Origin of the sequence: Halalkalicoccus paucihalophilus, from assembly GCF_001593955.1 — an archaeon.
Classification (GTDB): domain Archaea; phylum Halobacteriota; class Halobacteria; order Halobacteriales; family Halalkalicoccaceae; genus Halalkalicoccus; species Halalkalicoccus paucihalophilus.
Window position 1 is genome coordinate 466,401 of record NZ_LTAZ01000001.1, and the last position, 19,436, is coordinate 485,836.

22 protein-coding genes, 1 other RNA gene and 1 pseudogene are annotated in these 19,436 nt (G+C 67.0%); 13 read left to right on the forward strand and 11 right to left on the reverse strand.

Annotation, left to right across the window (positions count from 1 at the left end; genetic code table 11):
- Positions 1–14 precede the first annotated feature (14 nt).
- The gene (locus HAPAU_RS02450; protein WP_066379097.1) at positions 15–593 is read right to left on the reverse strand and encodes a 2Fe-2S iron-sulfur cluster-binding protein; all 579 of its coding nucleotides are present in this window, start codon (positions 591–593) and stop codon (positions 15–17) included.
- A gap of 50 nt (positions 594–643) precedes the next feature.
- Positions 644–1,804 (reverse strand): MFS transporter, encoded by a 1,161-nt coding sequence (locus tag HAPAU_RS02455; RefSeq protein WP_157078410.1) that lies wholly within the window; start codon positions 1,802–1,804, stop codon positions 644–646.
- An 88-nt stretch (positions 1,805–1,892) separates the two neighbouring features.
- Here HAPAU_RS02455 and HAPAU_RS02460 point away from each other — a divergent pair, with 88 nt between their 5' ends.
- A complete protein-coding gene (locus HAPAU_RS02460) occupies positions 1,893–2,483 on the forward strand; it encodes a DJ-1/PfpI family protein (protein WP_066379101.1) in 591 nt (196 codons plus the stop codon).
- On the opposite strand, the gene HAPAU_RS02465 is transcribed toward HAPAU_RS02460, so the two are convergent.
- On the reverse strand, positions 2,484–3,386 hold the full coding sequence (locus tag HAPAU_RS02465; RefSeq protein WP_066379104.1) for a decarboxylating 6-phosphogluconate dehydrogenase: 903 nt from the start codon (positions 3,384–3,386) through the stop codon (positions 2,484–2,486).
- A 224-nt stretch (positions 3,387–3,610) separates the two neighbouring features.
- Between HAPAU_RS02465 and HAPAU_RS02470 the strand changes: the two genes are divergently transcribed.
- From HAPAU_RS02470 to HAPAU_RS02490, 5 genes are all read left to right on the forward strand, one after another.
- Positions 3,611–4,333, forward strand: a complete 723-nt coding sequence (locus tag HAPAU_RS02470) for a DUF4397 domain-containing protein (protein WP_245634013.1) — start codon at positions 3,611–3,613, stop codon at positions 4,331–4,333.
- Positions 4,334–4,418: 85 nt separating this feature from the next.
- Positions 4,419–4,694, forward strand: a complete 276-nt coding sequence (locus HAPAU_RS02475) for an ArsR/SmtB family transcription factor (protein WP_066379409.1) — start codon at positions 4,419–4,421, stop codon at positions 4,692–4,694.
- Between the two features lie 140 nt (positions 4,695–4,834).
- A complete protein-coding gene (locus tag HAPAU_RS02480) occupies positions 4,835–7,450 on the forward strand; it encodes a valine--tRNA ligase (protein WP_066379110.1) in 2,616 nt (871 codons plus the stop codon).
- A gap of 247 nt (positions 7,451–7,697) precedes the next feature.
- Positions 7,698–8,789 carry an aminopeptidase gene (locus HAPAU_RS02485; protein ID WP_066379112.1) on the forward strand — a complete coding sequence of 364 codons (1,092 nt, stop codon included), beginning with the start codon at positions 7,698–7,700 and terminating at the stop codon, positions 8,787–8,789.
- A 67-nt stretch (positions 8,790–8,856) separates the two neighbouring features.
- Positions 8,857–9,096, forward strand: coding sequence for a hypothetical protein (locus tag HAPAU_RS02490; protein ID WP_066379114.1), 240 nt, complete (start codon positions 8,857–8,859; stop codon positions 9,094–9,096).
- Positions 9,097–9,099: 3 nt separating this feature from the next.
- On the opposite strand, the gene HAPAU_RS02495 is transcribed toward HAPAU_RS02490, so the two are convergent.
- From HAPAU_RS02495 to rnpB, 4 genes are all read right to left on the reverse strand, one after another.
- A complete protein-coding gene (locus HAPAU_RS02495) occupies positions 9,100–9,780 on the reverse strand; it encodes a metal-dependent transcriptional regulator (protein ID WP_066379116.1) in 681 nt (226 codons plus the stop codon).
- A gap of 8 nt (positions 9,781–9,788) precedes the next feature.
- The gene (locus tag HAPAU_RS23250; protein ID WP_449267232.1) at positions 9,789–10,244 is read right to left on the reverse strand and encodes a cation transporter dimerization domain-containing protein; all 456 of its coding nucleotides are present in this window, start codon (positions 10,242–10,244) and stop codon (positions 9,789–9,791) included.
- On the reverse strand, positions 10,193–10,456 hold the full coding sequence (locus HAPAU_RS22150; protein ID WP_066379122.1) for a cation diffusion facilitator family transporter: 264 nt from the start codon (positions 10,454–10,456) through the stop codon (positions 10,193–10,195). The genes HAPAU_RS23250 and HAPAU_RS22150 overlap by 52 nt, the downstream gene beginning before the upstream one ends.
- Before the next feature lie 257 nt (positions 10,457–10,713).
- Positions 10,714–11,076, reverse strand: an RNA gene (gene rnpB, locus HAPAU_RS02510) — RNase P RNA component.
- A gap of 176 nt (positions 11,077–11,252) precedes the next feature.
- On the opposite strand from rnpB, the gene HAPAU_RS02515 reads away from it, so the two are divergent.
- Complete coding sequence (locus tag HAPAU_RS02515; RefSeq protein ID WP_066379125.1) at positions 11,253–11,864, forward strand: TIGR00296 family protein; 612 nt, start codon at positions 11,253–11,255, stop codon at positions 11,862–11,864.
- Here HAPAU_RS02515 and HAPAU_RS02520 read toward each other — a convergent pair.
- Positions 11,859–12,998, reverse strand: coding sequence for a nicotinate phosphoribosyltransferase (locus HAPAU_RS02520; RefSeq protein ID WP_066379127.1), 1,140 nt, complete (start codon positions 12,996–12,998; stop codon positions 11,859–11,861). The two genes, HAPAU_RS02515 and HAPAU_RS02520, sit on opposite strands and share 6 nt — an antisense overlap.
- Positions 12,999–13,038: 40 nt before the next feature.
- Positions 13,039–14,565, reverse strand: coding sequence for an Hvo_1808 family surface protein (locus HAPAU_RS02525; RefSeq protein ID WP_066379130.1), 1,527 nt, complete (start codon positions 14,563–14,565; stop codon positions 13,039–13,041).
- Positions 14,566–14,642: 77 nt separating this feature from the next.
- Here HAPAU_RS02525 and HAPAU_RS02530 point away from each other — a divergent pair, with 77 nt between their 5' ends.
- Genes HAPAU_RS02530 through HAPAU_RS02545 form a run of 4 tightly spaced genes read left to right on the forward strand, consistent with a single transcriptional unit; the run spans position 14,643 to position 16,481 of the window.
- On the forward strand, positions 14,643–15,215 hold the full coding sequence (locus HAPAU_RS02530; protein ID WP_066379132.1) for a cysteine hydrolase family protein: 573 nt from the start codon (positions 14,643–14,645) through the stop codon (positions 15,213–15,215).
- Positions 15,216–15,225: 10 nt separating this feature from the next.
- Positions 15,226–15,663, forward strand: a complete 438-nt coding sequence (locus HAPAU_RS02535) for a DUF4385 domain-containing protein (RefSeq protein ID WP_066379134.1) — start codon at positions 15,226–15,228, stop codon at positions 15,661–15,663.
- Positions 15,660–16,121 (forward strand): desampylase, encoded by a 462-nt coding sequence (locus HAPAU_RS02540; RefSeq protein WP_066379136.1) that lies wholly within the window; start codon positions 15,660–15,662, stop codon positions 16,119–16,121. Before HAPAU_RS02535 ends, HAPAU_RS02540 begins: the two co-directional genes overlap by 4 nt.
- Before the next feature lie 30 nt (positions 16,122–16,151).
- On the forward strand, positions 16,152–16,481 hold the full coding sequence (locus tag HAPAU_RS02545) for a rhodanese-like domain-containing protein (RefSeq protein WP_066379139.1): 330 nt from the start codon (positions 16,152–16,154) through the stop codon (positions 16,479–16,481).
- A 4-nt stretch (positions 16,482–16,485) separates the two neighbouring features.
- Here the strand turns inward: HAPAU_RS02545 and HAPAU_RS02550 are convergent, their stop codons facing one another.
- Positions 16,486–16,944, reverse strand: a complete 459-nt coding sequence (locus tag HAPAU_RS02550) for a PaaI family thioesterase (protein WP_066379142.1) — start codon at positions 16,942–16,944, stop codon at positions 16,486–16,488.
- A gap of 9 nt (positions 16,945–16,953) precedes the next feature.
- Entirely contained in the window at positions 16,954–17,796 is an 843-nt protein-coding gene (locus HAPAU_RS02555) for a hypothetical protein (protein WP_066379144.1), read from the reverse strand.
- A gap of 51 nt (positions 17,797–17,847) precedes the next feature.
- On the opposite strand from HAPAU_RS02555, the gene HAPAU_RS02560 reads away from it, so the two are divergent.
- Together HAPAU_RS02560 and HAPAU_RS02565 are read left to right on the forward strand one after the other, a co-directional pair.
- A complete protein-coding gene (locus HAPAU_RS02560; protein WP_066379147.1) occupies positions 17,848–18,528 on the forward strand; it encodes a lipoyl protein ligase domain-containing protein in 681 nt (226 codons plus the stop codon).
- Positions 18,529–18,720: 192 nt separating this feature from the next.
- Positions 18,721–19,350 (forward strand): annotated as a pseudogene (locus tag HAPAU_RS02565) (DUF4396 domain-containing protein); the annotation flags it as partial.
- Positions 19,351–19,436 lie beyond the last annotated feature (86 nt).

Genomic DNA, 19,436 nt, shown 5'->3' on the forward strand with positions numbered 1-19,436 from the left:
GACTCTGGAATCGGTTAGGGCGTCTCGTCGGTCTCGATGGAGAACTCACCGCGCGGGTAGGCCACGCAGGTCAGCGTGTAGCCCTCCTCGATCTCGTTCTCGTCGAGCATCTGCTGGTTGTCGTGGACGACGTAGTCCTCGGAGGGACCGTCGGTGATACGGCCGCCACAGGAGACACACTGGCCCTGTCGGCAGGCGTACGGCAGGTCCCAGCCCTGTTCTTCGCCCTGATCGAGGATCGGCTCGTTGTTCGCGAGTTCGATGGTCTCGCCCTGTTTGACGAACTCGACCTCGTAGTACTCGATCTCGTCCTCGGGGATGTCGCCCGGTCCGGCGGCCTCCTCGCCACCCTCTTCGAGTTCACCCTCCGCATCGCCGCCACCGGCGACGGCCGCGGCCGCCCCGCCACCGCCGCCGATCGCACGGTTCATCGGTTCGGGGAAGTCCGTCTCGGGAACGGTCGCCGCACGGCGCTCGAGGACCTCCTCCGCGATGTCGTCGGCGGTAGGTCGTTCGGTGCCCTTCGCGAAGTGCAACGCGACCGCGGTGAGGGTCAGGAGGGCCCCGATCGAGAGCGAGAATGCGTCTACCATATGCGCGGGGGTACGGAAGGGGAGGTTAAGGGTATTTTGATCCGTCCGGGTCACCCGATACGGCGAACGAGAACGGCACTGGCGAGAAAACACCCGATCAGCCCTGCGTAGGCCGCCCGGTAGTTCGCGTACTCCGCGACGAACCCGGTATAGAGGGGGCCGAGGCTGCCGACGCCGAAGAAGACCGCCCGGCTCAGCCCGTAGTCCCCGCCCAGCGAGTCGGAGGCCAGACGGGCCATCAGATACGCGTTCATCACCGGCCAGAAGCTCATCAACCCGACGGCGAAGAGGACGATCCCCGCACCCACGGCGATCGGGTGGCCCGCGAGGACGAACAGCGACAGCCCGGTCGCGCCGATCACAGGGGCGATCCCGCCGATTCGACGGTGACCGAACCGATCGCCCAACTCGCCGACTCGCGGGCTGATCGCCAGCCCGATCAGGAAGATCGTCACGAACGCCCCGGTCGCGGGAACCGGCCCGTAGCCCTTCCCGACGCGCAGGTAGGTCGGAAGGAAGCTGACGGCGGCCTGCCAGACGAACATGTACAGGCAGAACAGCCCCAGCACGCGCCGCAGTTGTGGGGAGGAAAACAGCCGACGAACCGTCCGTCGGGCGTCGAGTGCGACCGGCGAGAGCACGTAGGACTCACCGTGCCAGCGATGGAGCAACCCACCGACGACCGCGAGGCCGCCGGTAACCGGGAGGAAGGCGACGCGCCAACTGGCGAGCGCGAGCGCGAGACCGGCCAGCCCGCCGGCGAGCGCACTGCCGAGGCTGTAGGAGGCCGCGACGACGCCGAGCGCGCGGCCCCGGCGGTCGGCGAATGACTCGAAGACCAGTGCCATGTTCGTCGGCTCGTAGAGCCCGACGCCACAGCCGACGACCGCGAGACCGGCGAAGAAGACGGGAACGGTCGGGGCGCTCGCGACGACGAGAAAGCCGACGACGAGCACCGCGATGCTCGCGACGAGCACCGTCTTGCGCGAGAGGATATCCGAGGATCGACCGCCGGGATACATCGCCAGGGCGCCACAGGACCACATCAGCGTCAGCCCCGCGCCCGCGGCGGTGGGCGCGATGTCGAACTCCTCGATGATCGCGGGCAGCGCGGGCGAGATCACCAACTGACCGGCCAGCAGGGTCATAACCCCCAGCGAGAGGACCGGAAGCAGTCGTCCGCGACCGGTATCGGCTCGGGTAGAGGGCAAATCATTCACGGACGATAGGTGTGATATGAAGGCGTTTCGGCGTTTCGCTCCGGGGAACCGCTATGGGGGTCCCCAGCGAACCCCGGGCATGGAGATCGAGATCCTGCTGTACGAGGGGTTCGACGAACTGGACGCGATCGGCCCCTACGAGGTCTTTCGAACCGCGGCCGAGGCCGGCGGCGACCTCGCCACCTCGCTGGTGACCCACCACCCCACCGAACGGATCACGGCGAGCCACGGCCTTCGGGTCGAACCCGACCGAGTGCTCGGCGAACCGGACCTGCTGGTGGTTCCCGGCGGCGGGTGGAGCGCCCGGAACGACCGCGGGACGTGGGGCGAGTACGAGCGAAACGACATCCCGCCGCTGCTCGCCGAGCAGTACGACCGCGGGGCGACCGTCGCCTCGGTCTGTACCGGCGCGATGCTTTCGGAGAGAGCCGGACTCCTCGACGGTAGGCCGGCGATCACGCACGCGAGCGCGCTTTCCGACCTGCGTGAAACGGACGCCGAAGTGATAGAGGCGCGAGTGGTCGATACGGGCGATCTCCTGACGGCGGGCGGAGTCACCTCCGGGATCGATCTGGCGCTGTGGCTCGTCGAACGGGAGATCGGCAAGAAACTCGCCAAAACAGTAGCGACGACCCTAGAGTACGAGCGCGGCGAGGTCTACCGCGCGTAGCTACTCCCGCCGAGCGACTTCGTGACGACCGAAACCGTAGCGAAGCCGGTTCGCGAGTCGTCTCGAAAAACGCCCCTCATCGGGGGCGCGCGAGCCGAAGCGCTCGGAGAGCGCCTGGTAGATCAGCGGCAGGGCGATCTCCTGTTCTAAGGCCTCCTGTACCGTCCACGTACCCGTCGATCCGCCGGCGACGTAGTCGTCGACGTCGCCCAGATCGACGCCTTCCTCACGGAACGCCTCCTCACAGAGTTCGAGCAACCAGGATCGAATCACCGCGCCGTTGTTCCAGGTGCGTGCGACCGATTCGAGGTCGAGGTCGTAGCGCCCCTCCGCGAGCAGTTCGAACCCCTCGCCGTAGGTCTGCATCAGCGCGTACTCGACGCCGTTGTGGACCATCTTCACGTAGTGGCCCGCACCGGAGGGACCCATCCGGTCGTGGCCCGCCCGACCGGTGGCGATCGCGTCGAGGGCCGGAACGAGTTCGTCGTAGGCCCACTGGGGGCCGCCGACCATCAGCGAGAAGCCGGCCTCGGCGCTCGCGGGGCCGCCGGAGGTCCCACAGTCCAGATAGGCCGCCTCCGTGGCTTCGCTTCGCTCGACCGAGCGCTGGAAGTGGGAGTTTCCTCCGTCGACAACGATATCTTCGCTCCCGAGGTGGGGATCCAGATCCGCGAGCGTGGCGTCGACGGCCTTCCCCGCCGGGACCATCAGCCAGATCCGTTTCTCCTCGCCCAGTTTCTCCGCGAGGTCCGTGACCGAGTCTGCGGGGGTTGCACCCGCCTCGGCGACGCGCTCGACGGTCGACTCGTCGAGGTCGTAGGCGACCACGTTGTGGCCCGCCTCCATGAGTCGGTCCACGACGATCAGTCCCATCCGTCCGAGTCCGATGACGCCCAGTTGCATGGCTGGCGATGGCGGGGGCGCGGGCATACCGGTTGCGGTTCCCCGTCGGGACGTGACTCAACTCTAGAGAGAATTGGGATCGATCTGAGGGAGTTTTCGGAGACAGTCCGCAAATCCCTCAAGTAGGTCTGACGCCACCTTCTACTCGCATGGTGTCACTAGATCGACGTGAGCTGCTGAAGACGGCGGGAAGCGTAGCACTGATCGGGACGGTCGCGGGGTGTATGGGACAGGAATCCGAGAGCGAGGACAACGCCAGCAGCGAAGGCGAACAACAGGAAGGGTCCGGGTCGGGCAACGACAGTGCCGAAGAGGAAACGGGCGAGGGCGGACAGGATGGCGAGATGGCGATGGTTCGAGTCACCCACCTCTCGCCGGACGCCCCGAACGTCGACATCTACGTCGACGACCAAGCCGTCCTCGAGGACGTGCCCTATCGGACGGTGAGCGACTACCTCGAACTCGAACCCGGTACCTACGGTGTCCGGATCACGGCCGCCGGCGACGAGGAGACTGTCGTCTTCGACGAGCAGGTGGACGTGGCGGCAGGCTGGTTCACGCTCGCGGCGGTCGGCGAACTCGAGGGGCAAAACCAGCCCTTCGAGGTGCTTGTCCTGGAGGACGACCTCTCGGATCCGGGCCAGAACGCCCGCGTTCGCGTTCTCCACGCCTCGCCGGACGCGCCGGAGGTCGACCTCGTCGCGGCCGACTCGGGCGATCCGCTCGCGGAGGGACTGGCCTTCGGCGACACCGGCTCGTTCGAGGTCCCCGAGGGTGCCTACACCCTCGAAGTCCGACCCGCAGGCGGCGAGGAGGCGGTCGCCGAGTTCGACGTCGAGGTCGCCGCCGGAAGCGTCTACAGCGCCTTCGCCGTCGGGTACGTCGAACCCGCCGACGCGCCCGTCGACGCGCCGTTCGAGCTCGAAGTGGTCGAGGACACCCAGTAACCCGACCGGGACGTCCCGCCGTCTCACTCGTTGGGACGGCACGGAGGGTTTTAGCCGCTGGCCGAGTAGCTAGCACCAAGTGTCAATAGAAAACGACCTGTGGTACCTCATCAGCGGCGTTCGCGGTGGCGAGAACCGGGTGCGAATCATCCGACTGCTCGAAGACCGACCCCACAACGCGAACCAGCTCGCGGGGCGACTCGACCTGAGTTACAACACCGTTCGGTACCACCTCGACCGGTTGTGCGATCACGGCATCGTCGAGTCCGGTGGTCAGGAGTACGGGGAGCTCTACTACCTGACCGAGCGCTTCGAGCGCCACCGGGGCGCGTTCGAGACGGTCACCGGAAGCATGGAGTGAGTCGGCGGACCGGGCGGACGCGAAACTTTATCAGAGCCCGGTCGCTCCGTTCGGGTATGAGCGTCGCGTCGTCGGTAGTACGTCGGTAGTTCTCGCTTCGACAACGCAATCCACTTACGCTCACTGGAGAGACTCAGGACATGGACGACAGTTACGACCCCGGCGCGATCGAGCCACGGTGGCGCGAACGCTGGGCCGACGAGGACGTGTATCGCTACGAGGGAGACGAAAAACGCCCCGAGTACGTCATCGACACGCCGCCGCCGTACCCCACTGGCAACCTCCACATCGGCAACGCGCTGGGCTGGTGTTACATGGACTTCGCCGCCCGCTTTCAGCGCCTGCAGGGAAAGGACGTCCTCTACCCACAGGGCTGGGACTGTCACGGTTTACCTACTGAAGTGAAAGTCGAGGAGAACCACGACATCCACCGCACCGACGTCTCGCGCGAGGAGTTTCGCGAACTCTGTATCGAACACACCGAGTCCCAGATCGACGCGATGAAGGAGACGATGGGTCGTTTGGGATTCTCCCAGGACTGGAACCACGAGTTCCGCACGATGGATCCCGAGTACTGGGGCAAGACCCAGCGGTCGTTCGTCGAGATGAGTGAGGAAGAATACGTCTACCGGGACGAACACCCGGTCAACTGGTGTCCGCGCTGTGAGACGGCGATCGCGGACGCCGAGGTCGAAAACGAGGACCGCGAGGGGACCCTCTTTACCATCCGGTTTGCGGGCGTCGAGAACGACCCGATCGAGATCGCGAGCACGCGGCCCGAACTGCTTTCGGCCTGCGTCGCGGTCGCGGTCGATCCCGACGACGAGCGCTACGAGGACCGGGTCGGCGAGTCCTTCGAGGTGCCGATCTTCGGTCAGGAGGTCGAACTCATCGCCGACGAGGAGGTTGACTCGGAGTTCGGGACCGGCGCAGTGATGATCTGTACGTTCGGGGACAAACAGGACGTGAACTGGTGGGCGGAGTACGACCTCCCTCTCAGAACCGTGCTGACGGAAGACGGCCGGCTGAACGAGCGCGCCGGCGATTTCGAGGGGCTGACCGTCGACGAGGCCAAAGCCGAGATCGCCGCGGCGCTCGACGAAGCCGGCGATCTGCAGGACCGAGAGCCCGTCGAACAGTCGGTGGGCTGTTGCTGGCGGTGTGACACGCCCATCGAGATCCTCTCGAAGGAGCAGTGGTTCATCCGCGTCGATCAGGAGGAGATCCTCGAGAAGGCTCGGGAGGTCGAGTGGATCCCCGAGCACATGTACGCCCGGCTCCGGGAGTGGACCGAGGGGATGGAGTGGGACTGGGTGATCTCCCGTCAGCGCGTCTTCGCGACCCCGATCCCGGCGTGGTTCTGTGAGGAGTGTGGGTACGTCCACGTCGCGAGCGTCGAGGACCTCCCGGTCAAACCCACCAGTGAGTCGCCCGAACAGGCGTGTCCCGAGTGCGGGAGCGAGGAGTGGCGCGGCGAGACCGACGTGATGGACACGTGGATGGACTCCTCGATCTCGGCGCTGCACGTCGCGGGCTGGCCCGACGAGGAGTTCTCGCCGGTGCAGCTGCGAGAGCAGGGTCACGACATCATCCGGACGTGGGCCTTCTACACCATCCTCCGGACCGCCGCGCTAGAGGACGAGATCCCGTGGGAGCAGGCCCTCATTAATGGAATGGTCTTCGGCGAGGACGGCAACAAGATGTCGAAGTCGCGGGGCAACTTCGTCCAGCCCGAGGAAGTCGTCGAGGAACACGGCGCCGACGCCTTCCGTCAGGCGATCGCGCTCGGCGGGCAACCGGGCAGCGACATTCAGTTCCAGTCGAAGGAGGTCACATCGGCGTCTCGCTTCCTCACCAAGCTCTGGAACATCAGCCGGTTTTCCGACAACCACCTCGACGAGGACACTCCGGAAGTCGACGCCCCCGCGTACCGCGACGCCGACCGGTGGATCCTCACCGAACTCGATTCGGTGGCGGGGGCCGTCGAGGCCGACATGGAAGCCTACCGGTTCGACGCTGCCCTCAGGAAGATCAGGGAGTTCGTCTGGCACGATCTGGCCGACGACTACCTCGAACTCATCAAAGGGCGGCTCTACGAGGGCCGGCCCGGCGAACGGGACGCCGCCCGCCACGCGCTCTATACGGCGTTGTCGAGCTCTCTCAGGATGCTATCGCCCTTCTCGCCGTTTTTCACCGAGGAGATCTATCGGGACCTTCCCGGGACCGATGGCAGCATCCACACCGCCGAGTGGCCCGAGGTCGACGTCGACTGGGACCGCGAGGAAGCGACGGGCGACGGCGAGCTGATCGCTGACGTCGCGAGCACGATTCGCGGGTGGAAATCCGACACGGGAATGGCGCTCAACGCCGACCTCGACCGGATCGAACTCTACGCCGACGGTGACCTCGAGGGACTCGACACCTACGACCTGAGCGAGGCGGTCAACGGCCCCGTCTACATCGAGGCGGGACGGCCCGACATCGAACTCGTCCCCGTCGAGGTCGACCCCGATCAGAGCGTCATCGGCCCCGAGTTCCGCGACCGGGCCGGTGCGGTACTGGGCGCGCTCTCCGAGGCCGATCCCGCCGAGATCAAGGCCCAGCGCGAGACCGGCGAGATAGAACTCGACATCGGTGATGAAACGGTCACGCTCCCGCCCGAGGCCGTCGAGATCCGCGAGGAGCGCCGTGCGGAAGGCGGCGAGGAGGTCGCGGTACTCGAAACCGAGCGCGCGACCGTGCTCGTGTTCCCCTGACTCGTCGATATGGCCGACGAATCACGGGAGCAGGGAGTGAAGCACAGCGAGACGACCGTGTTCACGGCGACAAAGTCGCCGTGAGCCAGACGGATCTTCGATCCGTCGCTGTTCCCGTGAACCATCGATAGGACCGACGGTTCATCGGAGCAGGGAACGAAGTCCGTAGACGGAGTGACCATGTTCCCGTGAACGACGCCACCCCATGGATCGGCGCGCTTTTCCCCCCACTGTGCGCGTTTCTCGCATGGACGAACGAATCCATGAGCACGCCGAGGTGCTGGTCGACTGGAGCGCGCGGGTCGAGGCGGGCGACGACGTCGTGCTCTCGGTCGCGGAAGGGGCACACGACCTGACGGTAGCGGTCGCGGAGAAACTGGGCGAGCGCGGGGCGAACCCCCTCGTGACCTACGACTCCGACGAGGTGAGCCGGGCGTATCTCACCGCCTACGACGGCGAGTTTGGGACTGGTGAACACGAACTCGCGATGATCGAAAACGCGGACGTGTATCTCCGGCTGGGCGGCGGGCGGAACACCAGCGCGCTCGCGGACGTATCCGGCGAGGTCCGCCAGGCCTACGCCACCGCGAGCGCGGAACTCAGGGAAGCGCGGATGAAAACAGACTGGGTTTCGACTGTACATCCCACCCGGTCGCTCGCCCAGCAGGCCGGCATGGCCTACGAGGAGTATCGGGACTTCGCCTACGACGCCATCCTCCGAGACTGGGAGTCGCTCGCCGACGAAATGGCCGAGATGAAAAACGTACTCGATTCGGGCAGCGAGGTCCGTATCGAAAAGGAGAAAACCGATCTCACGATGTCGATCGAGGGCCGCACAGCCGTGAACAGCGCCGCCTCCGTGGCTTACGACTCACACAACCTACCCTCGGGCGAGGTCTTCACCGCACCCCATGCCACGGAGGGCGAGGTCCTCTTCGACGTACCGATGACGGTCAACGGCAAGCGACTGCGGGACGTCTCGCTCACCTTCGAAGGCGGCGAGGTCGTCGACTTTTCTGCCGGAGTCAACGAGGACGAACTCGAAACGATCCTCGACACGGACGACGGCGCGCGCCGACTCGGGGAGCTGGGAATCGGCATGAACCGCGGGATCGACCGCTTCACCGACAACATCCTCTTCGACGAGAAGATGGGCGATACGATCCATCTGGCGCTCGGACGGGCCTACGACGCCTGCCTGCCCGAGGGCGAAGAAGGGAACGGGTCGGCCGTCCACGTCGACCTAATCACCGACATGAGCGAGGGGCGAATGGAGGTGGATGGAGAAGTCGTGCAGCGAAACGGCGTCTTCGACTGGGAGGAGGGGTTCGAGGGATGAGGGCCACTTGAAAAGCGCTTGCGATGGCCACCCACAAACGAAGGCGTCGTGGCCCGAATTGGAACGTATGGCACACGAGTTCACCGACGAGGACCGCGACAAGCCGGTCAGAACCGCCGACGGGGAGCGGATCGGCACCGTCTCGGACGTCAGCGACGGTCGGGCGAGCGTCGAGGAGGAGGAGGGACTCGCCGACGCGATCAAGGAGAAACTCGGATGGAACGACAGCGACGACGGCTCCTACGAACTATCGGACGCGGCGATCGACCGTGTCGACGACTACGGCGTCTGGATCCGCCAGATTTGAGGGTTACGAGACCGCCTCCGCGACCGGGGCGACTCGAACGTGGCGAGCGACGTCCTCAGGTAACGAGACGGGCTCTCCTCCGTCCGGCCGAACGGTCACCATCCCGAAGGGCGCGACCTCCTCGACGGACAGGGAGACACCGGGGTTGACCCCGCGTTCCGAGAGGTACTCGAGGACATCGGGGTCGCGGTCGCTGACCTCCCGGACCTCGACGGTCGCACCGACCTCACAGTCGGCCAGTACGTCGCCTGTGGGTTCGGCGGGCGGCTCTAAGTCCGCGTTGGGGATCGGCGCGCCGTGGGGATCCACAGTCGGGTCCTCGAGGGTCGCGGCGACGCGCTCCTCGAAGGTCTCGCTGATGTGGTGTTCTAACCGGTCGGCCTCGTCGTGGACCTCGCTCCACGTGAAGTCGAGGTGTTCGGTGAGGTAGGCCTCCAAGAGACGGTGATGGCGGATCACTTCGAGGGCGACGCGTTCGCCGTCGGTCGTGAGGGTGACACCCTTGTACTTCTCGCGGTCGGCCAGTCCGCGCTCCTCGAATTTCGAGAGCATGCTCGTGACGGTCGGCGGCGTCACCTCGAGGTGCTCGGCGATCGCGGAGGTCCGCACACGCTCGCCGTCGCCCTCCCCTTGGAGTTGGTAGATGGCCTTGAGGTAGTCCTCCATGACGGCGCTGAGCATCATCGACCGTATTAGACGCGCCGAATTCCTAAGTCTATCGCTGTCGAATCAGTGATCGTGGGCGGGGCGTCGTAGCAGTCGTGTGAGACGGCGTGGTCGTAGGCGGGCGACTCGATCTGGATCGTAGCGTGATCGACTCCGAATCGTTCGTGGAGCGCCGACCGGGAGCGTTCGAGCACCACATTGGAGTCGACCCGACCCTTGATCACGAGGTGCGCCGAGAGGGCGTACCGGCTCGAGGAGAGCGCCCAGACGTGGACGTCGTGAACGTCACAGACGCCGTTGAGACCCCCGAGGAACCCGCGGATCTCCTCGAGATCGAGGTCGCCCGGCGTACCCTGCAGCAGGATGTTCAGGCTGTCGCCGAGCAGCCCCCGGGTCGAGTGACGACCCCGACGACGATGGCCACCTCGGGCTAGACCGCCGGCGGGTCCCTGAAGCGCCCGATCGCCTCGTAGACGATGTATCCCACCGTCACCACCAGCAGGAGGCCGTTCGCGAGCGCCCCGAGCACCTCGGTTCGCTGGTAGCCGTAGGTCCGTTTCGCGTCGGCCGGACGGGTCGCGACCCACGCCGCAAACAGCGCCAGCCCGAGGCTCGCGCTGTCGGTGAGCATGTGGACCGCGTCGGCCAGAAGCGTCAGCGATCCCGCGTACAGCGCTCCCGCGAGTTCGATCACGAAAGCAGCGTGTTGATCGCGAGCGCGCGGAAGCCGTGGCTCGTGTGATCGTGATCGTGGCCGCCATGGTCGTGGGCGCTCACGAGATGACCCTCCATCGGAAACGCCGGACGTCCATTGAAGACTCGTTAGTCCCCGTTCCGTATTAACTCCCCGGCCAAAACTCGACATTTCTTATGGAAGGTCTAATATCTATATCTGATATATTATTAATCAATGGAGGACACCGTGGGTAGGGAGCGTTCGAGAACGTGGCTGAGGGGAGTAAGCCCCCTTCTGTTCGGCCCGGCATTCGGCTGAGCGCCCGCGCCCGTGTCCCCGGATTACATCCGGGGGCGTACCGAGCTGTGCTCGGTAGCGTCCGGGCTACCATACGACGCTCTCGCGTCGGGGCACGGGCTTGCACCGGCGAGGGTGGCCGTTCCATCCGTTCTCCCCCGTCGCCGTTCGGTCGGTGACTCCCCGCCATCTCGGGCGGGTTCGCGGACCTCATCACTCGAGGGGAGCGGTATCGTTTCTGTTCCAGTGCCGGCGGTCTCCCGCCCCGGGCTTGCGCCCGGTCGCCTGCCCGGACGGTGGGGGGACTTTCCTCGTTTGCGTGCCCGCAGGACGCGAGACACGGGACGGCGAACCGTCCCGCGTGCGGTTGCGTCCGACGGGACCACGCTACGGTGGCCGGGCTTCCTCTGCCGGGCTTTTGTACTCGGTTCCGGGAGATAAGTCGTTCGCTCGGCGGGTGTCAGACACCCTGAGCCAAACAGAAGGCTTGAAGGCGGCCACACCCCTCATACGGGATATGTCCGAGGCCCAGACCGTCCGCCTCAGTTACGAGGACGGCATCCGAGCCGTCGAACTGGCGCGTGAATCCATCGAGTCCTACGTCTGTCACGGCCAGCGTGAACAGCCCGGCAGTATGCGCGAGGCCTTCTATCAACGAACCGGAGCGCTCGTCCGGATCGAATCGACCCGTGGACGCGGCAGCCTCCGGGGCTGTGCCGGCTCGTATCAGTCGAACGATCAATTGGGCCACGTGATCGTCGACGCCGCGATCGCCGCCGCGAGCGAGGACTCGTGTGGCTCGGAGCTCAACGCCGCCGAACTCGACAGCGTGGCGGTCTCGACCTGTATCGTTCGGGACGTCCTCCTGACCGACGATCCCCTCGCGGACCTCGAACTCGGACACCACGGGGTCGCGATCGACGGCGGCAACCGGGGCGGCTGGCTCTACCCGACGATCCCCGTCGAGAACGACTGGAGCGTCCGCGAGTACCTCGATCGCTCCTGCCGGAAGGCCGGACTGGCGCCGACCGCCTGGCAGGACGACGACGTGATGGTCGTGCTCTTCGGCGGCGAGGTGTTCCGCGAGCGCGAGCCCAACGGCTCGATCGAGCACCGCTCGAACCTATAACACGGCCGCGGCGTCCCCTCGGAGCCGGTCTTTCGCGTCCTCGATATCGAACTGGCGAGCGATCTCGCCCTCGGCGATCAGGGGCTCCAAAAGCGCCTCCCCGTCGGCGACCTCCCGGTCTGCGAGCGCGACGTGGTGGCCACCCTCCTCCGTCCTGTAGACCTCCTTGACGCCGGGAAGCTTTCCCCGTTTCGAGATCGCCTCGCCCTCGATCTCGACGATGTCGAGCGCGAAGTCGACGGGATCGGCGCTCGTGATCGCGCCGCCGACACCGAAGCCCTCGGCGACGTCCCGGAGTTCGCGCAGGTCGTCGGGCCCGAGCCCGCCCGAGGCGAAGATCCCCACGTCCTCGTAGCCCCACGAGTCCAGATGCCAGCGCAGTTCCTTGAGGATGTGTCGAAAGTCGCCGCGTCGGGAGCCCGTGGTGTCGATGCGGACGCTGTCTAAGTCCTCGCCGAGCGCCTCCACCGCGCCGAGTACCTCCTCGACCTCGTCCGAGAACGTATCACAGAGCGTGATCCGGGGCACCTCTTCGGGGACGGCCTCGTCGAACGCGCGGAAGGCCTCGCCCTGGTTGCCCCGTCCGTAACAGAGGAGGAGTGCGTGGGGCATCGTCCCTCCGGCCTCGTAGCCGAGGACCTCGCCGGCGGCGACGTGAGAGAAGCCGTCGAGGCCGGCGACAAGCGCCGCCCGCTCGACGGTCGGCGCGAGCATCGGGTGGAGGTGCCGGGCGCCAAACGAGAGCACCTGCGAGTCGGGGGCGGCCCGCCGGACATCCAGCGCCCCGGTCAGAAAGCCGCTGGCCTGCGAGAGAAAGCCCAGAATCGAGGTCTCGAAGCGTGCGAACTCCAGATAGGGGCCTTCGATCCGCATCACGGGCCCGCCGTCGAACAGCCGCCCCTCGCGGATGGCGTGGACCGTCAGATCGCGGCCGATGAGCAGGTTCGCGACGTCCTTGACCCCGCCGAAGGCCTCGAACTCGCCGGTGGGAAACTGGTCTGCGGTCACCTCCGCGACGACGTGGGGGTTCTTGTCGGCGTGTTCGAGGGTCGTCTCGGTCCGCAGGAAGTAGGCGTCGGTCGCGGTGCCCTCGCGGATCGCCTCCGGCGAGAGCGTCTCGAAGGGGTTGTCCATACGCCGGGTTGGGGGGGCGACCTCGAAAAAACCACCGGGGTTAGCGCCGTCGAGCGAGGACGAATCCCGTCCCGACGAGCGCCGCGAGCGCCACGGCGATCCCAAAGCCGGGTAGCTCCTCCGAGTCTCCGTCCGACCCGTCGGCTTCGCTCCCGTCGCTCCCCGGTGGACCCTCGTCGCTACCGGGCCGGGCATTCTCGGAGACCGCGGTGAGGGCGTCGGTATCCGGTGCGTGGGTGATCGTCACCGTATTGCCCTCGACGGCCACGTGATAGGCCCCGTCGTAACCGCCCTCCTCGATGACGTAGGTGTCGCCCTCGACGCGCTCCCCGCCCCAGTAGGCAAGCAGTTCGTCGAAGCCGTCTGCGAAGGTCTCGGCGTCGGCGGGCGAGTCCCACGCCAGTTTCCAGACGTAGCCCAGTTCGTCGCCGTTCTCGTAGGCGACGAACCGGTCGCCGGCCCAGCCGGTTGCGTACCGGCTCCCGTAGTCGAACATCCCGTAGGCGGGGGGCTCGTCGCCCTCGTAGGTGAACCACTCGTCGGCGGGGATCACCGGGTCCCGTCCGTCGCTGTCGTAGAGCGGGTTGACGAACATGATCGTGATCGCACCCATCCCTAGCCGGTCGTACGCGGGCCCGTCCTCGGGATCGAGGCGCTCCCAGTCACCCGAACTGGTGTCCTCGATTCGGACCTCGCGGGGGTCGTCCTCGGGGTAGCCCTCGGCGTCGATCACCTGCTCGGTGCTCGCCGGCGGGGTATCGTACATGTCGTTGACGGCGCCCCAGCCGCCGGCCCCGCGGACCGCCTCGACGAACGCGGGCCCGGCGTCGTAGGGGAAGTACTCGAGAACGAGGAGGCCGACGTTCGCGGGCCGTCCCGGTCCTTCGCCGGGTTCAGCGCCCGCCTCGCCGGGAGTGACACACTCCCACTCGGTCCCACAGCGTTCCCGATACAGCGTCTCGGTGTAGGTCGCGTCGCCCTCGATCAGGCCGAGTTGGCCCCCGGAACCGTCCTGCGTGGGGGCGTCATAGCCCGCGAGCCCCCAGCGGTCGTCCTGGTAGGCGTGGACGAGTTCGTGAGCGAGGGTGAGTTCGTTCAGCCGGGGGTCGGCGTCGTTGGAGACGACGACGATCTCGCCGGTGGCGGGCTCGTAGAACCCGGCGATCGAGGTGTTCATGTTCTCGGTCCGGACGGCGGTCGCGTTCTCGTCGTCGCCGACGAGAAACAGCGCCTGGAGGCGCGCGTTCTCGAAGGCGGAGCGCTCCCCGCTCGCGTTCCCGCCCAGCCCCGCGTACTGGCGCTGGAACTCCTCGCGGCTGACGACGGTCACGGGGGGCCGGTCCTCGAACTCGATCCCCCTGAGTTCCTCGACGCGGACCATCGCCCGCGAGACGACCGCCTCGAGTTCTGCATCCGAGAGGCCGTCGGAGGCGTCGATCGCGAGTTCGTCGTCGGGGTCGTACTCGCGCCACTCGGTGTCGGTCTGGGCGTGTGCGGGATGTGCGAGCGGCGCGCCGACGAGCGAGAGCAGGCAGACGGCGATAAAGAGGGCGGCGAGACGTTCCATACCGCGTCCTCGGAGCGCGCGAGGAAAAAGTATCCGGCGGGCCACACAGTTAGGGGGGTTCGACCCCTACGTCGGGTATGCGCTTCGACCCAGAGCGGACGGCGCTGATCGTCGTCGACATGCAAAATGGGTTCTGTCACGAGGAGGGCAGCCTCCACGCGCCCGCGAGCGAGGACGCGATCGGCTCTGTGAGGGAAGTCATCGAAACCGCACGCGAGGCGGGCGTACGGGTGATCTACACACGGGACGTGCACCCGCCCGAACAGTTCGAGAGGAACCACTACTACGACGAGTTCGAGCGCTGGGGCGAGCACGTCCTCGAAGGGTCGTGGGAGGCCGAGATCGTCTCGGAACTCGAACCCCACGAAGGAGATCACGTCGTCGAGAAACACACCTACGACGCCTTTTACAACACCGAACTGGAGGGGTGGCTCCGGGCGCGCGGGATCGACGACCTGCTGATCTGTGGCACCCTCGCAAACGTCTGCGTGTTCCACACGGCGGGCAGCGCCGGTCTGCGGGACTTCCGGCCCGTCGTGATCGAGGACGCGCTGGGCTACATCGAGGAGGATCACCGCGAGTACGCCGTCGAGCACTCGGCGTGGCTGTTCGGCGAAACGACGACAAGAAGGGAGATCGAGTTCGAATGAGGGGACGGCGATGACCGACGGGGATCCCGAGTACGACACGGATTTTCGCGACCGTCCCGAGGCCTACGAGATCGGCCGGAGCGAGGAGGGCGTCTTCAAGGTCCAACCTTACAAGGACGAGTTGCTCCCGCTGTGGACGTTCAAAACGCCCGAGGAAGCCGAGGAATCCGCCGACGCGATCCTCGAAAAGTACGAGGAGTACCGCGCGGACGGGGAGTTCCCGGGGATGGACATAGCCCGCAAGTACCTCCAGATGGGGTATACGCGCGCCATGCGCTATGCGAAGTACCCCGGCGGGACGAAGTACGTCGATGGCGAGGAACGCGACCCCCAGCAGTGGGCCGACCCCGAGAAACGCGAGGCTGCGCTCCGGTTCGAGGAGCGTTTAGAGAGCGTTCGCGAGGACGAGGCCTACCAGCGGGCGACGGAGGCTCACCGGGAGCGATGAGCGGACGTCCGCCATCGGGGACGGACCGAAGCGCCATCGAGTTCGAGCGCGAGGCCTACGGCGCGATCATCGAGCACGCCCGCGCGGGAGCCCCCGAGGAGGTCTGTGGCGTCCTGGGCGGCGAGTACGGCGCACACTGTTCGCGCGTGCGGACGGTTCGCCGTGCGGAAAACGCCGCCGAGAACCCCGAAACGCGCTACGCCATCGACCCCGCGGAGGCGATCGGACTGATCGAGGGGATCGAAAAGCGAGGGGAGGACCTCGTGGGGTTCTACCACTCGCACCCGGTGGGCCCGACCGAGCCGAGTCGGACCGACACGGAGCGGGCGGCGTGGCCGGGCAAGAGCTACGTGATCGTCGCGCTCGACGGCGAGCCGTTCGTCGGCGCGTGGCGCTGGAACGGCGAAGACGGGCGGTTCGAGGGGGAGACGGTCCGCCTGCTCCCGCGGGAGCGATAACCTAACGGGGCTCGATCCCCGAACGCATCCATGGTCGAGGAACTCACCCCCGAGGAGGTTCGGGAGAAAGTCGAGGACGACGAGATCCGGGTCGTCGACATCCGGCCCGAACACGAGTTCGAGCGGGGACACATTCCCGGCGCGATCAACGTCCCGATGAACCGGCTTCCGACCGAGATCGACGAACACGACTGGGACGGGGAGGTCGTCGTCGCCTGTCCGATCGGCAAGAGTTCCGTGCAGGCCGCGAAACTCATCGGGAGCTACGAGGGCGTCGAGGACGCCGGGCAAGTCGCGAGCATGGCGGGGGGCTACGACGCCTGGGAGTACGACCTCGAGGAAGGCGAGAGCGAGGCCTGATCGGTCAGTCGCCGCGGAACAGCCGGTAGGCCCCTTGTCCGGTGGCCACCGGCCGGGTTCCCTCTGACGTCTCGCTCTCGACACGGATCTCGCTGACGCCCACGGATCCACCCGACCGGACGACCTCCGCGGTCGCGGTGAGGTCGGCGGTGGCCCGTTCGAGGTAGTTGACGTTCAGGTTGATCGTCGCCACACCGCCGTCGAGGGGCTCATCGAGGGTGGTTCGCAGGGCGAGCCCGCCCGCGGTATCGACGAGGGTCGCGGCGACCCCGCCGTGGATCTCCGAGTGGCCCTCGTTCCCGCCGGGGTGGGTGTTGGTGAGCTTCTCGTCGTAGGGGATCGTCATGACGATCCGACCCCGCTCGAGCGAGTCGACGCGGGTGCCGAGCCACGAGAGGAAGTCGTGGTGGTCGTCGATGTAGTCTTGGAGGAACGAGCCGTCGTCGACGGGGAACTGAGTCATACGTCCACCTCAGGGGCCGGACGCTTCAACGCACCGACCCGGGCGGATCGAGACCTCGATCCGATCGCCGATCGAGAAGCCGTGGCCCGGACGGACGAGTTTCGCGCCCAGGGTCTCCCGGCCGGCAAAGAGCGAGATCCCGGTAACGGGGTCGCCGTTCGCGCGCACCTCGATGGGGTCCCACTCGACATCGCGTCCCGTCGCTGTTCCGATGCGCTCGCCCAGCAGCGAAACCGGTCCCGACGCACCCGCGAACGCCCCGCCGCCCGCGTAGTGTGGGAGCCCGCCGTCGAGCGCCGTCTCCCCCGAATCGTCGGCGATCCCCGCGAAATACTCGCCGGGTGCGGGGTGGGCCGGCGAGTCGAGGACGACGAAGGTCTCGCCGACGGCGTTGACGCGTCCGGTGCCGTCCCAGACGACCGGCTCGACCGCACAGCCGAGGTCGACCGGGAGCGAGCCGGAGGCCCGATACGGATCCGCGTCGGGGTCACGAAATCCGAGATGGAGGTGGTCGTCGACCCACGGGGCGAAAAACCCCGCCCGGACGGTGGTTCCGAGCGGATCGCCGATCTCGACGCGGTCGCCCGCCGAAACGGCGGGGTCGACGTGGAGGACCCGGGCGACGTACTCCCCGCAGTCGATCAGGATCAGGTGGTCGTGTTCGGGCGAGTAGGGTTTCGGCGGCGCGCGCACGGTCCGGGTGTCGAGGACCTCGCCGGCGACGGGACTCGGCGCACCCTCGCTCGGATAGAGGTCGATCGCGCGGCCCCGGTCGTGGGCGGCGTACGGCGAGTTGAAGAGGCTGAACCGGGGATACCGCGCGAGGAGTTCGTGCGAGAGGGTGACGCTCATCACCGAGAGTTCGGGCGCGGGGGTTTAGCCCCGTCGCCTTCTATCCTACCTATGCACGTGCTCCGAGGACGGGCGGGGTCGATCGAGGCCGACCGGCGGGTCACGGCGGAGATGCTCACCGCCGCGGGCGAGGAGCGCGAACCCGCCGTTCGGGTCTGGACGCCCTCTCGCCAGCTCGCGTTCGGACGGCGGGACGCGAACGGGCCGGGCTACGAGGAGGCCCGGCGGATCGCCGAGGGACGAGGGTTCCCGGCGGTCGAGCGGAGCGTCGGCGGGCGGGCGGTCGCCTATACGGGGTCGACGCTCGCGTTCGCTCACGCGGTTCCCATCGAGGACTCCCGAGAGGGGCTGACCGCCAGATATGACGGGGCGAGCGAGCGGGTGCGGCGGGCGCTCGCGGGTCTCGGCGTCGAGACCGAGCACGGGGAACCCCCCGAGAGCTTCTGTCCGGGGACCCACTCGCTGCGTGAGGACGGAAAGGTCGTCGGGATCGCCCAGCGCGTTACCAGTAGAGCCGCGCTCGTCTCCGGGATCGTCATCGTTGCCGACCGCGAGGAGATCGCGGGCGTTCTCTCGCCGGTCTACGACGCCCTCTCGATCCCGTTCGACCCCGGTTCGGTGGGGAGCGTCGCCCGCGCGGGCGGGCCGAGCGATCCCAAGGCGGTCGCACGGGCTATCGAGGACGAACTGGTCGGCGACGCCCGGGCGACTGTCGAACGGGTCGATCGGTGAGCCGGGATCACGGAATCTGCGACGGACGTTCGAACCTCATCGCCGGGGCGGGTTAGGATGTCGTCGTCGACTTTCGTGTCTACTTCGGAGTCCGAACGTTTCGTCGTCCAGGTCGATGGGATCACAGGCGGAATACGCGTAAAAACGGAGCGTGTAGAGGCCGTGATGAGCCTTCACGAAACGATTCGATAGATCCTCACGAACCCGACGGTACTGGCCGTCTGGGTGGCGCTGGTCGCCGTCTCGCTCGGCGTGCTCGTCTGGGACCTCCGGGCGAACAACGAGGAACTCGGAGGCCTCATGAAGTACGTCTGGGGGTTCACCGTGCTCTACTCGGGCCCGATCGGGCTCGCGGGCTACTGGTACTCGGGCCGGACGCAGATCGCCCACGACTCGCTCTGGCGCAAGGGGTTCCGGTCGGTCAGCCACTGCTACTCGGGGTGTGGCGCGGGCGAGATCACCGGCGTGATCGTCGCGCTCGGGTTGCTCTCGCTCGGGAACCTCTACGTCGCGCTCGTCACCTTCGCGCTGGCGTACGTCTTCGGGTACGCCCTGACCGTCGGGCCGCTCATGCAGGACGGAGTTCCCTTCAAGGAGGCGATAGTCGATGCGCTCTACAGTGAGACCGCGAGCATCGCGGTGATGGAGATCGTCGCGATCGGGACCGACCTCTGGCTCGCTGGCGAGGCGACGATGGGCGAGACGCTGTTCTGGGCCGCGTTGGTGTTCTCGCTGTCGATGGGGCTCGTCGCCGCCTACCCGGTCAACGTCGTCCTGATCCGGCTCGGCGTCAAGGAGGGGATGATGAACCCGGCGGAGATGGGGTTCTGGCTTGGGGCCATAACGGGGGGCCGACCGACACGAACCGCGATCCGGCCCCGTCTCTCACCCGACACCGGCGGGAACCC

What these genes read in the sequence shown, in the direction of transcription:
- HAPAU_RS02485 (WP_066379112.1), top strand. Translation starts at nt 7,698, where the DNA reads ATGGACGAACGAATCCATGAGCACGCCGAGGTGCTGGTCGACTGGAGC.
- HAPAU_RS02525 (WP_066379130.1), bottom strand. Translation starts at nt 14,565, where the DNA reads ATGGAACGTCTCGCCGCCCTCTTTATCGCCGTCTGCCTGCTCTCGCTC.
- HAPAU_RS02460 (WP_066379101.1), top strand. Translation starts at nt 1,893, where the DNA reads ATGGAGATCGAGATCCTGCTGTACGAGGGGTTCGACGAACTGGACGCG.
- HAPAU_RS02535 (WP_066379134.1), top strand. Translation starts at nt 15,226, where the DNA reads ATGACCGACGGGGATCCCGAGTACGACACGGATTTTCGCGACCGTCCC.
- HAPAU_RS02560 (WP_066379147.1), top strand. Translation starts at nt 17,848, where the DNA reads ATGCACGTGCTCCGAGGACGGGCGGGGTCGATCGAGGCCGACCGGCGG.
- HAPAU_RS02450 (WP_066379097.1), bottom strand. Translation starts at nt 593, where the DNA reads ATGGTAGACGCATTCTCGCTCTCGATCGGGGCCCTCCTGACCCTCACC.
- HAPAU_RS02465 (WP_066379104.1), bottom strand. Translation starts at nt 3,386, where the DNA reads ATGCAACTGGGCGTCATCGGACTCGGACGGATGGGACTGATCGTCGTG.
- HAPAU_RS02550 (WP_066379142.1), bottom strand. Translation starts at nt 16,944, where the DNA reads ATGACTCAGTTCCCCGTCGACGACGGCTCGTTCCTCCAAGACTACATC.
- HAPAU_RS02540 (WP_066379136.1), top strand. Translation starts at nt 15,660, where the DNA reads ATGAGCGGACGTCCGCCATCGGGGACGGACCGAAGCGCCATCGAGTTC.
- HAPAU_RS02515 (WP_066379125.1), top strand. Translation starts at nt 11,253, where the DNA reads ATGTCCGAGGCCCAGACCGTCCGCCTCAGTTACGAGGACGGCATCCGA.
- HAPAU_RS02545 (WP_066379139.1), top strand. Translation starts at nt 16,152, where the DNA reads ATGGTCGAGGAACTCACCCCCGAGGAGGTTCGGGAGAAAGTCGAGGAC.
- HAPAU_RS02495 (WP_066379116.1), bottom strand. Translation starts at nt 9,780, where the DNA reads ATGATGCTCAGCGCCGTCATGGAGGACTACCTCAAGGCCATCTACCAA.
- HAPAU_RS02480 (WP_066379110.1), top strand. Translation starts at nt 4,835, where the DNA reads ATGGACGACAGTTACGACCCCGGCGCGATCGAGCCACGGTGGCGCGAA.
- HAPAU_RS02490 (WP_066379114.1), top strand. Translation starts at nt 8,857, where the DNA reads ATGGCACACGAGTTCACCGACGAGGACCGCGACAAGCCGGTCAGAACC.
- HAPAU_RS02520 (WP_066379127.1), bottom strand. Translation starts at nt 12,998, where the DNA reads ATGGACAACCCCTTCGAGACGCTCTCGCCGGAGGCGATCCGCGAGGGC.
- HAPAU_RS02530 (WP_066379132.1), top strand. Translation starts at nt 14,643, where the DNA reads ATGCGCTTCGACCCAGAGCGGACGGCGCTGATCGTCGTCGACATGCAA.
- HAPAU_RS02555 (WP_066379144.1), bottom strand. Translation starts at nt 17,796, where the DNA reads ATGAGCGTCACCCTCTCGCACGAACTCCTCGCGCGGTATCCCCGGTTC.
- HAPAU_RS02470 (WP_245634013.1), top strand. Translation starts at nt 3,611, where the DNA reads ATGGGACAGGAATCCGAGAGCGAGGACAACGCCAGCAGCGAAGGCGAA.